Origin of the sequence: Halomicronema hongdechloris C2206, assembly GCF_002075285.3 — a bacterium.
Taxonomy (GTDB): domain Bacteria; phylum Cyanobacteriota; class Cyanobacteriia; order Phormidesmidales; family Phormidesmidaceae; genus Halomicronema_B; species Halomicronema_B hongdechloris.
Map to the genome: position 1 here is coordinate 956,496 of NZ_CP021983.2, position 16,452 is coordinate 972,947.

Consider the following 16,452-nt stretch of genomic DNA (forward strand, 5'->3'; position numbering starts at 1 on the left):
TGCCGAGACGTACTTTAGGCGAGAGGATTTTTCAATGAAGGTACAGTATCTAGGTGCGATCGCAGTAGCTTCTGCGCTTAGCTTTGGCATGGTAGCCTGTGGTCCCAACTCGACGGCCGATCCCTGTGCGGGCGGTGATGCTACCACAGAAGAGCAGGCTGACCCCTGTGCCGCCGACCCTTGCGCTGGCGACCCCTGTGCCGCCGATCCCTGCGCTGGCGACCCCTGTGCCGCCGATCCCTGCGCTGGCGATCCTTGCGCTGGTTCTTAGGGCTGATCACCTGCATCGAGGAGCAGCCTCATCAATAGCCTGCAGTTCATCTAGCCTTCAGGCAGAGGTAAGGATAGAAAAAGAGGGCTGGATTGGCTAGTGGGCTTTATTTACTAATTGCTCTGCCGACTAGGCAGTCCTGGGTGGCCCGGAGGGTACTGAAAACCACGATCGCCCCCTGCGACTATCCGCAAATCAATGTAGATCTAGCTTTAGATCCCGTTTGGATCACGCTTACTGACACACCTCCAGCCCTTGGCCCCCCGAGGGCTTTTCTATTGGTATATTCTGGTATAGCCGTTGCCTATAAGGTGACAAGCCAGAGTAATAGCTAGGTCTCAATGCCACTCAGAGTCCGCTAGGAGCGCGATTTGTGACAAAATCGGTGATCTAATCGGGCATTCTCTGGCAGATAGTCTTGCTGGCGCCAATAGTTGGGAATATGGGCGATGACAGCATCATCAACTTGCTCAATAGGTTTCCAGCAGATATGGCAGGTGGGATGACGCTCCAGCAGGGTCTCCTTTAGCGCTATGGAGAACTGACCGGATTCCTGACCACTGGGGAGCCCGATGAGGGAATCGAGGCGTTGCCGCCAGGTCTCAGCCCGATACTGGAGCCGCTCTGGTTTGTCAGTGCTGCTACTGATGTATTCGACAAAGGTCTTGTCGTAGGTCATCAAGTCTAGGAACTCTTCCCGCACCCGATCGGCAATGGGCAGCATCTGCTCCCGCGTGTAATAGCTGAAGGTATACAGCAGCGTATCCCATAGGGCAACATTGAGGCGTTTACTTTCCCAGTCGCCATTGGGATTGTAGGCATTACCCACATTGAAGCGACGACAGGCATGCTCCCCAAATACGGCATCCGCCATGGCAATGGAGCTCTCGAAGACGGCTCGCATTTTCTCAAGCTCTGGGTCTTTTAGCTGGCGATGGCACTCCATTTCGGTATTGAGAAACCGTTTGAAGGGGCTCTTGTAGTTATGGTGAGTGTTACGCCACATGGCGAAAAAGCGCAGAATCAGCTGCCGATCAGCCATGCGAGGATGGGGGTGTTCAGAGCGCATGATCTTGAGCATGTGGGGATTCTGGGCGAGTTCCTGCAATAACTCGTTATAGTTCCCCCGATAAACACAGTTGCGCACCTCTTGATCATTCAGCTTTTCGGCGCCTAAGTTGAGTCGCTCAAAGACTTCGAACTTGACATCCGGATCGGACTCTTGCTCGATGATGATCAACCGCAGGGTGAAGTTGAGAATTTCCTCCTGCAGCTCTAGGGACAGGTTACTGAAAGATTTTCGGTTCAGTTCTGTCAACACCTTCAAGCCCGATAGCCGGAAGTCCTGACCACTGGGAAAGGTGCCGTTGACGAAGGAGCAGATGCTGGTCAGCCGCTGTTGACCATCAACGACGGAATAGGTACGATTCGTTTCCTCAGAAAGATAAATGACGGGAATCGGAATTTCCAGCAGCAGGGATTCAATCAGCCGGCTGGCTTTACCGCTGTCCCAAACAAAATTTCGTTGGAAATCGGGCTGCAGGTTGAGCTTACCCCGGTTGACCCAACTCACCAGCGTTTCGACTGGTAAATCCTGTTTTTCGGTCTTGACTCGCCGTTTGTCGGGGGCAACGTCTAGGGGACTGTCATCGTCAGTGTGGTCGATGATCAACTCGGACTCGATCGGGCTCTGCTCAGGCATAACAATGGGGACAACGGTCATGGGAGATGGGCTCTCCAGGCTCTACGGGAATATTTACGCTCAAGGGTACCGCATTCGCCCCGGAGAGTCAGTAGCGTTCGATAGTCTCAGGCAATCAAAACTCTAGTGAGAGAGAACCCCAACTCAGAGCACAGAGCAAGGCGGTCAGCTCAGGCTACTAGTACACCAAGGCAGAAGGGGGCATCTCGAAGCAATCTAGCCTTTTCGCTCTAGTCAATAGTCAATAGAGACATTATTTCTGCCGCAGAGTACTAGATGCAGACAACAGTGTAATGAGTTTGCTGAGGATAGCGATAGGCCGGGAAGCCAAGGAGTGGGGTAGACGTGTTTAGAGCGAATTTGCAAATTCGCTCTAAGGTATTCCGCCTCTGGTAATCTGACTTGATCCTATGATTTTCCCTAGACAAGAGATAACCTCTGCTAAGCTTAGAAGAGCTAAGTTTTATAACGAAGAGGATATAGGGGTTCACTTCTGAGAAAAGATGAAGCTTATCTGAGATTCACGATTCACAGCCATGACCTCCCCACAGCCATGACTTTCCCAGATTGACTCAAGTTCAATGAGTGTTTCATCAATTAGTTGGCGACTATTTGCTAGCATCAATAGTAATTATGATGTCGATTAAGTTGTAAATCGGAAGTTGTAAATCGGATAAGATTCCATGAAAACCTCCTTTCTTTTTGTCGTATCTCTATTGTTCCTTGGCGCTTGTTCTCGTTCCTCTGATCTTGCAACGATAGAATCGCACTTAGAAAACTTGGTAGAAAGGGATCGAAAACTTGACGAGGCCATCGTAGCCGCTGAGTCGATTCCTAACTTTACACTTGATCAGGATGAATTAGTTAAGTATAACCTTAGAACCGGTGAAGCCTGGCATTTGACAGATGGTATCTGGCAAACAATAGGTGAGGGCTCTGCCGTTTCGCCGTCAGAATATAACTTCACTTATTATTACGATGAGAACGATGCCATAACTTTGGTGCGAATCGATATGACATCAGGGGATTCATGGAAGTCAGTGGGCTTTGATGATTGGCAGATAATTCCTGACGAGTGATTTTTGACTGATCTAGCAGGCTCTTTCTAGGCATTTTGCTGGGGATCTCACTAAAATGTGCGATCGCACCCGACAATCCTGAAAAACCCAAATCCCCCTGAGCCTCCAGATAAGGCAACATCAGGGGGACCCGATCACACAGTTAGCGAAGAGCTAGCGTCCCAGTATCACTACTGCATCGCTTGGGCTCCAGCCGCCCGAGCTTCCTCGACCCAGCCGTCAAAGGTCTCTTGATTATCGGCGATCCACTCTTCCGCGTGAGCGCGGATGTCGGCTGGAGAATCTTCCCCATCCCGCATTAGCTGGTTCTGGGCGCTAACATCCTCGATGGGAATCGTCACCAACTCAAACAGACGAGCCGCTGCTAGATTCTCCTCTACAAATTGGTCATTCGACAAAATCCGGATCTGATCGACGGCAAACCCCAGGTTTTTCCCCTCAGCGGTGGTGTCTTCTGCGGTAACGTCGCCTTGCTCCTCTGGCAAATCGGTATAAGGGACCTCTAACCATTCCACATCTTCGCCAGGGGTGAGTACACCACTGACCCATAGGGGCGTCCAAGTGTAATAGAGAATCGGTTCACCCTGCTCAAACCGAGTAATCGTATCTGCCATCAGGGCAAGATACTGACCCTGGTCATGCTGCACGGTCTCTCTGAGATCATAGGCATCGAGATGATGCTCAATCACCAGTTCACAGCCCCAGCCAGGGTTGCAGCCTGTCAGGTTGGCCTGACCATCGCCATCGGTGTCAAACAGGGCGGCAATCTCGGGATCCTGAAGCTGCTCTATAGAGGTGATGTCATACTCCTCTGCCGTGGCCTTATCGATCAAATATCCCTGTAAGACATTGTCGATGATGACGCCCATGCGCTCCAGCTGGTCATCACCCCCGCTATTTTCAAAGAAGTCACTGTGCAACTGCTCCCAGTGGACCGCCGTGTAGTCAATGCCGCCATTGGCAATATCTACGTGCATGGTGGCATATTCTAATTCCTTGCCATCCTCCACCTCATAGCCAAGCTGTTCTAGGCCAATATTGACCACTTCGGTTTGAAATAATTCCTCCAACACAGAATAAGCGGGGGTAACGCTGACGCCTTCGCCTGGCATGGGGACGGATTCAGCCTGTTCTTCCCCGTCTGTCGGAGCAGTATCTGTGGCTTGGTTACACGCCGTTACGCCTGCCGTCAGCACGGTGGCAGCCGTGGCCATGGCCAACCCGCGGCCAACTGGTAACGTGGGTAAATTCAATGCAAATTTCATGGTCTCAAATCGTAAACTGCTTTAGAAATCACTCTGTCAATCCAGAGCATCTATCCTGACTCTGTGACTAGAGTAGGGTATCTCGCCAAGTTAGCGGATGCGGGCAGGTGAAGGCTGCTGGCCCAGAAATCGATGACGAATGAAACCAACTAGCCCCCGGTCTGCCCAATCCAATCCATCCTGGGGTGGATGGCCGATGGCTTGGGTAATTCGATCCAAGACAATGGCCATCAACACAATACCAAGCCCGCCGACGGCCGCTAGACCCACATCCAAGCGGCCAATGCCGCGGTTTACCATCTGTCCTAGTCCCTCAACGGCAATTAGCGAGGCAATCACTACCATAGACAGGGCCAACATGATGGACTGGTTCACGCCGGCCAAGATAGTCGGCATGGCCAGGGGAACTTGCACCTCCCAAAGCACCTGCCGTGGCGTTGAACCAAAGGCCAGGGCAGCTTCAACGGTTTCTTTAGAAACTTGGCGAATGCCGATGTTGGTCAAGCGAATCAACGGCGGCACGGCAAAGATGAAGGTAACGATCACCCCCGGTACCTTACCAGTGCCAAATAACATCACCACGGGAACCAAATAGACGAATGCTGGCAGGGTCTGCATGGCATCTAGAATCGGCCGAATGATTTGCTCGAAGCGTTCGCTGCGAGCGGCGGTGATGCCCAGGGGAATACCAATGACAGTGCAGAGTACCACGGCGGTAACGACCAGGGAGAGGGTCGTCATAGACTCGTTCCAGGCGCCCATGGCCCCAGTTAGCAGCATGGCAATCAGGGTGAAGATGGCAACGCCTCGACCGGCAAACTGCCAGGCTATAAGCACCAGCACCCCGATGAATAAAACCGGAGGCACCGATTGGAAAAATGTCTCAATACCGTTGAGGACCTGCCCTACCGGCCAACGGATGAGCTGGAAGATCCAACGAAAATTATCGACCACCCAGCCCACACCGGTTTCGATCCAGTCGGCCAAGGGCAACATTTCGGTGGATCGGTTGAGAAATAACCAGTTCAGGAGCTCTACGAGAGGATTCATAGTCTGTCGAATGTCTAATCGAATATCTAATGCGTTTAGGACACTGCCATCTGTGGTGACTGTTCGACGACCTGAGAGATGGGCGCTTCAGTCTTTACCTCACTCAGGCGACCAATGCTGGAGAAGATATCAGAATGCTGCACCATGCCTTTGAATTTGCCGTCATGGCCAACCACCGCTAAGGGTTGAGGCGAATGGCAGAGGTGGAAGATCTCTTCTAGGGTGGCGGTGGCTTCAGCTTTAGGAAAATCTTTGACCATCACGGTGGTGATGTCCTCTAAGCCCTGTTGCTGGGCCTCTTCTAGCTGACTGGCAGTGACATATCCCACGGGCTTGCCGTGGCGATCGACTACAAACATATCGTGGCGTTGGTGCTGGTGCATCTCGTCTAGGGCAGAGCGCAATGAATCTTGCCCCAGGATGAACGGCACGGTCTGTCGCACGATTGACCCTGTCTTAAGAACCTGAGCCCGATTGACGTCTTGGATGAAGTCACGGATATACTCGTCGGCGGGTTGAGTCACTAGTTCCTCAGGAGTACCCACCTGCACTAGGTAACCGTCCTTCATGACGGCGACTCGATCGCCTAGCTTCAGGGCTTCCTGAATATCGTGACTGATGAAAACAATGGTTTTCTTCAGCTCCCGTTGTAGTCGCAACAGCTCATCCTGCATGTCGCGACGAATCAGGGGGTCGAGGGCGCCGAAGGCCTCATCCATCAGCATAATCGGAGCGTCGGTGGCTAGGGCTCTAGCTAGGCCGACCCGTTGTTGCATACCGCCACTGAGGGAGTCAGGAGCATAGTCGGCCCACTTTGCTAACCCCACGACTTCTAAGGTTTGTATAGCTTTGTCGTGGCGCTCATCGGCTCCCATGCCCTGAACCTTAAGGCCGTATTCAACGTTTTCGGCCACGGTTTTGTGGGGAAACAGGCCGAAGCGCTGGAACACCATGGACATTTTGGTGCGTCGCACTTCCCGTAGCCGCTTTTTATCGACGTTGACAATATCTTCGCCGTCGACATACACATGGCCGCTGGTCACGGGGATGAGACGGTTGAGGCAGCGGACCAGGGTCGATTTACCAGAGCCAGATAAACCCATCACTACGAATAGCTCTCCCTCGGTAATGGAGAGTGAGACATCGGCAATGCCTAAGACATGGCCTGTAGCTGTAAAAATTTCGTCTCGATTGCCCCCCTCACGAAATAGCTTCAAAGCGTGTTGGGGATCTTTCCCGTAGATTTTGACTAGATTTTCAATCTGAATCTTAGGTTTTGGATTAGGCATCGTTAACTCCTAAGATGAAAGCTGCCAAGTACTCCGTGAGTATGAGGCTGGCTTCTAGGGATAATTGCACCTGAGCCAAGCTCAATCCCAGAATTTATCCAAGGAAAACTCCAGAACTCCAACTGGACTCAGGGTAGGTTCTCATTCAAGCCTAGGATCTCTCGACTAAGACGCTCGGCAATGAGTTGCCGCGGAGTGAGAGAGGACTTGATGGTGACTTTACCTTCACAGCAATTGCCGGATGAATGGCTGAGGCTGGAAAGCGTAAGTCTGGGTGTCTCTTATCAGGATACAGAACCGTATCCTCAGCGCCCGATGGCAACTGAGTCGAAACGGCCATCGATTGAGGGGGATAAATAATGCTTGGTGATGGCTGAATGACTTGCCCTGCCTGGTATGGGCCCTTATTCTATTGACGAGATTAAGCGGGTTAGATGCGATCGCACACTCATAAAACTATACACACCGAATTTATATTTTCTATCGATAGCTCCGTTGAGTCGGGGATACCGCCTCAAACTCCAGAGGCTCTCGATGCAGTCGTGGCGAGGAACTTTCTCCACCCTGTTCCCAAGCGGCTACATAGGCAAAGTGCTGATCATCCCGCTTGGCTTCTCCCTGCGGGGTCTGATATTCCTCCCGGAAGTGACCGCCGCAGGACTCTTCCCGATGCAGCGCATCCCGAGCCATCAATTCGGCCAGTTCCATGAAATCAGCCACCCGGCCAGAAAACTCCAGATTTTTGTTTAGAGTGTCCGGATGGCCCGGAACCTTGAGATTGGTCCAAAACTCTTGCTGTAAGTCTTGAATTCGTACGATAGCCCCTTCCAGTCCCTCTCGATGGCGAGCCATGCCGACATGATTCCAGACGACTTGACCTAATTCCCGATGGAACTCCATCACCGTTTTATCGCCTTGAATGGACAGCAGCCGCGTAATTCGGTCTCGGGCCGTCGCTTCTGCTTCAGCAAACTCCGCCTGCTCCGCATCCACTGCCGGTAGATCATGGCTGGCTAAGTAGTCGCCCAGGGTATAGGGAATCACGAAGTAACCATCTGCCAATCCTTGCATCAAGGCACTCGCTCCCAAGCGATTGGCCCCATGATCGGAGAAATTAGCCTCCCCCAACACAAATAGTCCTGGGATCGTACTCATCAGGTGGTAGTCCACCCAGAGCCCCCCCATAGTGTAATGCACTGCTGGATAGATGCGCATAGGACTGACGTAGGGATCGTCGCCGGTGATGCGCTGGTACATCTCAAACAAATTGCCATAGCGCGCCTGGATGGTAGATTTACCCAAACGTTGGATGGCATCACGAAAATCTAAGTACACGGCCAAGCCCGTCTCTCCCACACCGTGGTTCTGATCCGTCATGGATTTGGCATTGCGAGAGGCCACATCCCGGGGGACTAGGTTGCCAAAAGTAGGATACTTGCGTTCCAGATAATAGTCCCGCTCCGCCTCCGGAATCTGCTCTGGAGGGCGACGATCCCCCGGCTGTTTGGGTACCCAGACTCGACCATCATTGCGCAAACCCTCACTCATCAGGGTCAGTTTGGACTGATAATCCCCCGATACCGGAATACAAGTGGGGTGAATTTGGGTGTAACAGGGATTGGCGAAGGCGGCGCCTCGTTTATGGCAGCGCCACGCCGCCGTCACATTAGAGTTCTTAGCATTAGTAGAGAGATAATAAACATTGCCATAGCCCCCCGTGCACAGCAACACCGCATCGCCGCTGTAGCGCTCCAGGGTGCCGGTGACTAAATTCCGCACAATGATGCCTCGGGCCTGACTCGCCACCACCACCAACTCCAGCATCTCTCGCCGAGGAAAGACCTGTATCCGACCTGCCTGCACCATCCGCATCATGGCCCCATAGGCTCCCAGCAGCAGTTGCTGCCCCGTCTGCCCCCGGGCGTAAAAGGTGCGCGACACCTGAGCTCCGCCGAAGGAGCGATTGCTTAAGAGCCCGCCATACTCTCGGGCAAAGGGGATTCCCTGGGCCACACAGTGGTCAATAATCTGGCTACTGATCTGGGCTAGGCGGTAAACGTTAGCCTCACGAGAGCGATAGTCGCCCCCCTTGATCGTGTCGTAGAACAACCGCCAGATACTATCGCCATCGTTGGGATAGTTCTTAGTGGCATTAATCCCTCCTTGGGCAGCAATGCTGTGGGCCCGACGGGGAGAATCTTGAATACAGAAACTCCGCACCTGATAGCCCAATTCAGCCAGACTAGCGGCGGCTGAGGCCCCGGCCAGCCCCGTCCCGACCACCAGAATGCGATAATGGCGCTTATTGTTGGGATTCACTAAACGGCACTGCTGCTTGCAGATATCCCATTTATCTTGCAAGGGGCCGGCAGGAATCCGAGAATCCAGCTTCATGGGTTAGGTCACCAGACCGAAATAAATTGCCAGGGGCAGCCCCAGAAAGCCTACCGCCAGGAGTAGGGCCAGCCCTGTCCCCAGAGTATACGCCGTGGAACGTATTCCCATGCCCATGGCTCCTAAGGATTGAAAGGCACTCCAAACGCCATGGCGCAGGTGCAAACCCAATCCCACCATGACGCCCACATAACCAAAGGTATAGCCAGGCCGCTGAAACGTGTCTACCACTAACCGAGCCAGATCCCGTGTGACCACACCATCGATCTCGACAGGGTAAGTAGGGCCAAACTTAAAATGGGCCAGATGTAGCCCTAAAAACCCTGCTAGCACCAGGCCGGTGACGATCATGTTGCGGGAGCTGAGAGACTGTAGGCTAGGTGCTCCTGCCGATGTGTACCGCTCATAGCCTTGGGGACGAGCCTGGCGCTTCTGCCAATAGATATGTACACCGACAGTGCCGTGGACGAGAACAGCCACCAGCAATAATAGTTCAACGATCCCCAACCATGGCCTTAACTCCTCCAGGTGGCGAGCATACTGATTAAAAGCCCTATGCCCTGCCAGTAGGGTCAAGTTGCCCGCCAGATGCACGGTCACAAAGAGCACCAGTCCCAAGCCAGTCACGCCAGAGATCAGCTTCTTGCCCAAGGAGGACTGATACAGCTGGATCAGCCTGGATGACTTCGCCGGAGGTGACTCTACCTGTTCAAGGATGAAATCCATTGCCATGACCTAACCCCTTAGATTCATCCTAAAGGGAATTTATCGTCGACGCTCTCAATTACCTCGATCTATAACCTAGGTGCCCCGACTATCCCACCCTGTAGGACTCGCTGACTGAACACCTGCGGTCTGCCCAAGCCCCTTTGATCTTTTTACAATCGGATTACAATCGGAGCATCCGATGCGGAGGATAACCTGGCCATGTCACTGACGGTGCAACAGTTGGCGGAGCTACCAGATACCTCCCAACTGGAGAGCAATGAGCCGGAAATGGAAAGCTCGCTTGACTGATGCACAGTGGCAACGGGAAAGCAAAACAGCCATGGATACTCCACTTTACGATCGCGACTTCCACCTGTGGACACAGCACCAAATTGCCTGCTTGCAGAAGGAACAGTGGGCAGAGTTGGATGTGGATAATCTGATTGAGGAGTTAGCGGACTTGGGCAGACGTGAACAGAAGGAACTCGGCAGTTACCTAAAAGTACTGATCATGCATTTGCTCAAGTTGCAGTATCAACCGGAACGGCGATCTAAAAGTTGGGAAGTCACGATCGCCAATTGTCGGGATAGTATTCAGGACTGCTTGGAGGATAGCCCCAGCTTGCAACGGTTCTTGAAAGACACAGAGTGGGTTGCCAAATACTATCGTCGCGCCCGTCGCGATGCCGCCAAGGAAACCGAGCTGCCTACCGATACGTTTCCTGCTGTGTGTCCCTACACCATGCCTCAAATCCTGGATCCCCAGTTTTGGCCTGGGGCCTAGAGCTGTATTTTGGCCATCATCACAGGCAATTGCTTAACTGGACTTGATGAAGTTTGCGGTGAGAGGGAAAATCCTAGGCCGCTATTGACTTATTTATCGTATGGGACTGCAACCTGCCGATTCTAGAGCGCATCGGCACCGTCCTAACCCTGCTAGCCGATGCCCCTCTGCCGGTTGAGGCGATTGTCTACACCCCTGATGAACTCACTCAATGTCAGGAGCGGCCCTTCATCCGTCAGCTTTTAGCCGAAGGCCAAGTACTCTACCAGCAGGGGCATTCATGAGTCGTGAAAACCTGCTGTATATTCCTACCCGCTATCCCGATGCGCTAGCGGAACTCACCCCTGCAGAAGCCTTTACGTCAGGGGAGGCGCAGACAGCGATTGGCGCCTCCCAGCACTTGCTGAGTCAAGTGAACCAGTGGCTAAACCAATGATCTACCTCGACTATCATGCGACGACCCCGGTTGATTCTAGAGTTGCCCAAAACGTTTTCCATGCCATGACTGCAGGCTTTGGCAACGCCAGTAGTCTCGATCATGTAGCCCCAGGAGGCAGAGCAGACATGCTGCTGCCAGTTAGCCCCGCCGCAACCGTTCAGACCAAACCCGAGTAGGTAATCCCCAGACATAGATAAAGCCCTCGGCGGCGCGATGGTCAAACTGATCATCCTCGCTGTAGGTCGCCAATTCCTCGCTGTACAGCGCTTGCTCAGACTGACGCCCGACGATGATGGCATTGCCCTTAAATAGCTTTACCCGCACCCGCCCACTCACCTGCTGTTGAGTCTGCTGTACAAAGGCATCTAAGGCCGCCTTTAAGGGACTATACCAGAGGCCGTTGTAGACCAGTTGGCTATAGGTCTCTTCGATGCCTCGCTTGTAGTGGGTGACATCGGCGGTTAGGGTGAGGCTCTCTAGGTCGCGATGGGCAGCAATGAGGACCATCAGAGCAGGGGCTTCGTAAATCTCTCGGGATTTAATCCCCACCAGCCGGTTTTCGATCATATCGATGCGACCAATGCCATGGCGACCAGCCAGTTGATTTAATTGCTCGATCAACGGCACCGGGGCCATGGCGGTGCCATTAAGGTGGGTGGGTATGCCTTGAGTAAAGCCAATCTCCACATAGTCAGGGTCGTCTGGGGTACTGGCCAGCCCTTGGGTCATGGCAAACACTTCTTCCGTGGGTTCATGCCAGGGGTTCTCTAGGGGACCAGCCTCAATGCTGCGACCGAGTAAGTTCTGATCGATGCTGTAGGGGGAAGACTTCTTGACGGGGAACTCCAGCCCGAAACGCTCGCCGTAGGTGATGGTAGCCTCTCGACTCATGCCCCATTCCCGCGCTGGTGCTAGCACCTTCAAATTGGGGTTGAGGGCGGCAATAGAGACATCAAAGCGCACTTGGTCATTGCCTTTGCCGGTACATCCATGGGCGACGGCATCGGCTCCATGGGCCTCAGCGGCCTCCACCAGGAGTTTGGCAATCAGAGGGCGGGCTAAGGCCGTAGATAGAGGATAGCGGGTTTCGTAAAGAGCGTTGGCCTGGATCGCTGGAAAGGCATAGTTGGCAATGAAATCCTCACTGCCATTGACCACTAATGACTCCCTAGCTCCTGCCGTTAATGCTTTTTGGCGAATTGGCTCTAGGGCCTCTCCCTGTCCCAGATCAGCCGCTAGGGTGATGACTTCCTTCACGCCCCATTCGTGCATCAGGTAAGGAATGCAGACGGTGGTATCGACACCGCCGGAATATGCCAACACAACTTTCTCGGCCCGGCCCATAACGTTACCTTTTCAACCATCACAAGGTTTTTACTCGTGCCAAATTCAGCTCGAGAGTTAGAGGATTTCCCTCAGCAATCTCTATGGCTGACCTTGGCCACAGTTCATTATGCAACTATCTGTTGCCGCTCCCTAGGAAAATTGTCGACACTCCTTGATGAGTGCACAACTGGTAAAGGATTCGAGATGGCAAAATGTCCTATCAGGCTGGGTAGACAGCCTGTGGAGCCATCCAGTCTTACTAGGGCCAGGGAGATTGGCTGCCAAAGCCATCGCAATCTGAAGCAGGAGTTGATAGGGTACATATGTACGCTGTGGTTTGGCAGGGTATGTTAAGGTTACTCGCTAGATTGAAAATCTGTCTAAACCCTATCCAAGTCCTGATCCGGAGGGGAGCTTAAGTACCCCTTCAGATCTAGAGCTAGACCTGTTATCAGTACCTAGACGCTGTTTTTAGACCCCATGGCTAAATTCTCAACAGACAACCCTGATAAGCAAAAAGCCCTGGGTATGGTGCTCAATCAGATTGAGCGCAACTTCGGTAAGGGCTCCATCATGCGCTTGGGAGATGCTGCTCGGATGCGGGTGGCGACCATTTCCACTGGGGCATTGACCTTAGATCTGGCCCTAGGCGGCGGCTTACCCAAGGGCCGAGTGATTGAAATCTACGGTCCTGAGAGCTCTGGTAAGACGACGCTGGCGTTGCATGCTTTGGCAGAGGTGCAGAAAAGTGGTGGCACAGCGGCCTTTGTGGATGCTGAACACGCCCTTGACCCGGAATATGCCGGGGCTTTAGGGGTCGATATTGAAGAGTTGTTAGTATCTCAACCGGATACCGGGGAGGCGGCCCTTGAGATTGTCGATCAGCTGGTGCGGTCATCGGCAATTGATATTGTGGTGATTGACTCGGTGGCAGCTTTGGTGCCTCGAGCCGAGATCGAGGGCGAAATGGGGGATGCCCATGTGGGGTTGCAGGCCCGGTTGATGAGTCAGGCCCTCCGGAAGATTACAGGAAATATTGGCAAGTCTGGCTGTACGGTAGTTTTTCTCAATCAGTTGCGTCAGAAAATCGGGATCGCCTACGGCAACCCAGAAACCACCACGGGGGGTAATGCCCTCAAGTTTTATTCATCGGTGCGGTTGGATATTCGCCGGATTCAGACCCTGAAGAAGGGCAGTGAAGACTACGGCATTCGAGCTAAGGTGAAAGTGGCTAAGAATAAGGTAGCCCCACCCTTTCGCATCGCCGAGTTTGATGTCATCTTTGGCGAGGGCATCTCGAGTTTGGGCTGTGTTTTGGATCTGGCTGAGCAGCACGACATTATTCTGCGCAAGGGGGCTTGGTACAGTTACGATGGCGATAATATTGGCCAGGGTCGAGACAATACCATTAATTACCTGAAGGAACATACGGAGTTTGCTGCCAAGGTCGAGCAGGAGCTGCGTCAGCAGCTGGGGATGGCTGGGGTGCCTGGTATTGAAGCGGCGGAGGCAGCCAAGGATAACACTTAGGCCATGCTCAGGTGGATAGCTGAGTTCGATGTTCGCAATGCCGGATGCCCAGAACTACGATCAGCATTGTGGGTACATTAATCGTCGGTGGTGGCTCTGGAGATGTGCGATCGCAACAATTGCACCGTCTGTTCCAGCGCCCTAGAGGGTAACTGAGCCCCATCAGCACAGGTATCTTCGCCATCCAGCCCAGACATAACAGTAATATCGTCGATGCTGTGGCCAGTGGCCATCGTCTGAGTGAGCTGCTGCAGCTGAGCCAACAGGTCTGGCGGCGGTGGCAGCGCTGCTTCAAACTGGCGACAGATAAAAAAGCTAAACGTAACACTGCCTAACCGCACGCAATCCCCATCCCGCAGCAGAGATTGATGGCGAATCCGTTCACCGTTGACAAAGCTACCGTTGGTACTGCCCAGATCGGTCAGCACAAATTCCTGAGTCGGCAGACACTGTAGAGCCGCATGGCAACGAGACAAGCGCTTATCCCGCAAACATAGAGAAACCCGATTAGGATCTCGCCCAATGATCCAAATTTGTTGGGCCTGAGTCAGGGCACAAGAGCTACCAGTTAACAAGTTCGTGACCAAGAACCCTTGATTATCGAGCACAATCGCTTGCATATAATTCAGCCCCCCGGTCCGAGCCGGTAGCCGTAGACTAGGGGTTTCTAGCCGGAGAATATCGTCCAGCAACCCACGATGATGCTCATAAAGCTGAGAAAAGAGCTGAAATAGGACTAAACGCTGCTGTAATTCTCGATCTTCTGGGGAATCCATGAGAAATACCGAGTATTCGTAATAGTCTAGCGATTACACAGAAATCGTAGAAGTTCGCGATTGACCAGATGTGGTGCTTCTTGATGGCTCCAGTGTCCGCACTGGGGAATCTGTTTCACCTGAAATGAGCCACTAACCCATTGAGCCATTGACTCAGCCATGCTGGAGCTCAAGACCGTATCATCTTCTCCCCATAGCACCAAGGTAGGAGCTTCAATAGGCCGCTCTGACTGCCACCAGCTGCCTAGCCATGTCGGCAAGTTCAGACAGTGGCGATAGTGCTTCAGGGCAGCAGCAATGGCCCCAGGCTTGCTCAGGGCTGCCTGCAGCAACTGAGTATCTTGAATAGAAAACGCCCCCTTGCGAACGGCTTGCATCTGAAAAAAGTTTTTCACAAAGGTTGGCAGAGACTGCTCAATTAGCCACTCAGGCAATGCCGGCAGTTGCAAAGCCATCCACTGCCAACTCCGACGGATTTGTTCGACGTTGCTCAGCAGGGCTTGGCGCAACTGGTGGGACGGCGCCCCATTTAGGATGGCGAGTTGCTGGATCGCATCAGGCATTGTTTGGGCCAGATGCCAACCAATAGTGCCACCCCAGGCATGACCGACAATATGGGCTCGCTGATAACCTAATCCCTCAATCAGTCCCCAGATATCCTGGCTCAGGGTATCTAAGTCATAGCCAGAATCAGGCTTGTCAGAATCATTACAGCCCCTTAAGTCGGGAACAACAACTCGGTAATGGCGAGCGAGAGTTGGCAGCTGAAACCGCCAAGAGTACCAAAACTCGAAGAAGCTATGGAGCAAAATTACCAGCTCCCCCTCTCCCTGGGTCACGCAGTGCAATCGCACTCGATTGGTCTCAATGAACTGATGTTGCCAGTGGGGTACTAACGCGGTCAAAGTTGCTACTCCTGAGAAACCAGAATCACCATATAACTAAGTTGCCCACTTTTGCCCATCGCCTACCTGCTCTCGACGAATTCCCAGATTGCGCTGGGGGCAGCGCTATAGTTTGCAAAGGAAATCTTAAAAGCCTGTAAGGCAGGTGCTGTCAAGGCTTTAGCGATCTTGCCTGAGCGTTGGTAGTGATCCAGGAAACCTTGCTCTGACGGCTGTTTAGGCATTTTGCAAATCACCTCTTAGAGGACATTTGAAAACTCGGCTGAAAGCCCTGCAGGGTAAGCGTTTTAGAGCGTATGGCTCTGTTGACCAGAATCCAGTCTGGAGCAAGGTTGCAGGGTACTTTCCAAATATCCTCTTAGCCAAGTCCCAGAGAGGCCAGCCATCGTCTTTGTCAAGGAGTAGGGAGAAGGAACAATCCTTAAGCGATTAGCAACCAGGGACAAAGGAGGGGATGGGGAAGTTGATTCAGGGCTAAAGGTGTGCCGATATTCCCTAGGCATTGTGCAGAATGGCTTGCCGGGAATCGGCAGGCTGAATCTGAAACTTAACCAGATTCGCGAGTTCTTGCAGTTGACTGATGGCTTCAGCCCCTTCTAACTTCATCAGTTCTCGGTCATCCCGCATCTCAGTCCAAGTGATGCCGTAGTCAGACACTAGAAACCGAATCAGGTGGTTATCGCCTAAGCTGACCATGAATGAGGCGCTGTTCATCTGGCCGCCACAAGTGTAGCAGGATGCCAAATAGCCTCGATTCTCCAAGACGATGGCCAGGGCCTGGAGATTCATGACGAGGTCTTGGACAAACTGCCGATGTTGCTCTGCGAGTCGGATAAACATACCCATCCCCTTAATCGCTATTGCTCATTGTAGACACAAAAATCAGTATTTTTTTAACGATTCCGCTAAACCAGCGAAGACTTGATTAATGTGT

The 16,452-nt window shown here is 52.8% G+C and carries 15 protein-coding genes and 1 pseudogene; 6 read left to right on the top strand and 10 right to left on the bottom strand.

The genetic code is table 11. The features are described 5' to 3' along the window. Positions 1–34 precede the first annotated feature (34 nt). A complete protein-coding gene (locus XM38_RS25730) occupies positions 35–271 on the top strand; it encodes a hypothetical protein (RefSeq protein WP_080809354.1) in 237 nt (78 codons plus the stop codon). A 358-nt stretch (positions 272–629) separates the two neighbouring features. Here the strand turns inward: XM38_RS25730 and XM38_RS04440 are convergent, their stop codons facing one another. After that, positions 630–1,994: a DUF262 domain-containing protein gene (locus XM38_RS04440; protein ID WP_080809350.1), complete on the bottom strand. Its 1,365-nt coding sequence runs from the start codon at positions 1,992–1,994 to the stop codon at positions 630–632. Between the two features lie 662 nt (positions 1,995–2,656). On the opposite strand from XM38_RS04440, the gene XM38_RS04445 reads away from it, so the two are divergent. Continuing rightward, complete coding sequence (locus tag XM38_RS04445; protein WP_088429192.1) at positions 2,657–3,052, top strand: hypothetical protein; 396 nt, start codon at positions 2,657–2,659, stop codon at positions 3,050–3,052. Between the two features lie 170 nt (positions 3,053–3,222). Here the strand turns inward: XM38_RS04445 and proX are convergent, their stop codons facing one another. From proX to XM38_RS04470, 5 genes are all read right to left on the bottom strand, one after another. Next, entirely contained in the window at positions 3,223–4,317 is a 1,095-nt protein-coding gene (gene proX, locus XM38_RS04450; RefSeq protein ID WP_080809345.1) for a glycine betaine/L-proline ABC transporter substrate-binding protein ProX, read from the bottom strand. Positions 4,318–4,407: 90 nt separating this feature from the next. After that, positions 4,408–5,367, bottom strand: a complete 960-nt coding sequence (locus XM38_RS04455; RefSeq protein WP_088429194.1) for an ABC transporter permease — start codon at positions 5,365–5,367, stop codon at positions 4,408–4,410. A 35-nt stretch (positions 5,368–5,402) separates the two neighbouring features. Beyond that, the gene (locus tag XM38_RS04460) at positions 5,403–6,656 is read right to left on the bottom strand and encodes a quaternary amine ABC transporter ATP-binding protein (protein ID WP_080809342.1); all 1,254 of its coding nucleotides are present in this window, start codon (positions 6,654–6,656) and stop codon (positions 5,403–5,405) included. Positions 6,657–7,136: 480 nt separating this feature from the next. Further along, positions 7,137–9,050, bottom strand: coding sequence for a fumarate reductase/succinate dehydrogenase flavoprotein subunit (locus XM38_RS04465; RefSeq protein ID WP_088429196.1), 1,914 nt, complete (start codon positions 9,048–9,050; stop codon positions 7,137–7,139). A gap of 3 nt (positions 9,051–9,053) precedes the next feature. Next, positions 9,054–9,776, bottom strand: a complete 723-nt coding sequence (locus XM38_RS04470) for a succinate dehydrogenase cytochrome b subunit (protein ID WP_080809336.1) — start codon at positions 9,774–9,776, stop codon at positions 9,054–9,056. A 201-nt stretch (positions 9,777–9,977) separates the two neighbouring features. Here XM38_RS04470 and XM38_RS28635 point away from each other — a divergent pair. The 3 genes and pseudogenes from XM38_RS28635 to XM38_RS04490 form a co-directional block, all read left to right on the top strand. After that, positions 9,978–10,061: pseudogene (locus tag XM38_RS28635) on the top strand (Uma2 family endonuclease); the annotation flags it as partial. Between the two features lie 37 nt (positions 10,062–10,098). Then, a complete protein-coding gene (locus XM38_RS04480; RefSeq protein ID WP_088431516.1) occupies positions 10,099–10,542 on the top strand; it encodes a DUF29 domain-containing protein in 444 nt (147 codons plus the stop codon). A gap of 280 nt (positions 10,543–10,822) precedes the next feature. Beyond that, positions 10,823–10,978: a HEPN domain-containing protein gene (locus XM38_RS04490; protein ID WP_187329274.1), complete on the top strand. Its 156-nt coding sequence runs from the start codon at positions 10,823–10,825 to the stop codon at positions 10,976–10,978. Positions 10,979–11,119: 141 nt separating this feature from the next. Here the strand turns inward: XM38_RS04490 and XM38_RS04500 are convergent, their stop codons facing one another. Then, positions 11,120–12,325, bottom strand: a complete 1,206-nt coding sequence (locus XM38_RS04500) for an argininosuccinate synthase (protein WP_088429198.1) — start codon at positions 12,323–12,325, stop codon at positions 11,120–11,122. A gap of 462 nt (positions 12,326–12,787) precedes the next feature. On the opposite strand from XM38_RS04500, the gene recA reads away from it, so the two are divergent. Further along, entirely contained in the window at positions 12,788–13,837 is a 1,050-nt protein-coding gene (gene recA / locus XM38_RS04505; protein WP_080809329.1) for a recombinase RecA, read from the top strand. A gap of 77 nt (positions 13,838–13,914) precedes the next feature. Here the strand turns inward: recA and XM38_RS04510 are convergent, their stop codons facing one another. From XM38_RS04510 to XM38_RS04520, 3 genes are all read right to left on the bottom strand, one after another. Then, complete coding sequence (locus XM38_RS04510) at positions 13,915–14,613, bottom strand: FHA domain-containing protein (RefSeq protein ID WP_088429200.1); 699 nt, start codon at positions 14,611–14,613, stop codon at positions 13,915–13,917. Between the two features lie 26 nt (positions 14,614–14,639). After that, positions 14,640–15,518 (bottom strand): alpha/beta fold hydrolase, encoded by an 879-nt coding sequence (locus XM38_RS04515; RefSeq protein ID WP_080809325.1) that lies wholly within the window; start codon positions 15,516–15,518, stop codon positions 14,640–14,642. A 495-nt stretch (positions 15,519–16,013) separates the two neighbouring features. Next, positions 16,014–16,358, bottom strand: coding sequence for a DUF1815 family protein (locus tag XM38_RS04520; protein WP_080809321.1), 345 nt, complete (start codon positions 16,356–16,358; stop codon positions 16,014–16,016). Positions 16,359–16,452 lie beyond the last annotated feature (94 nt).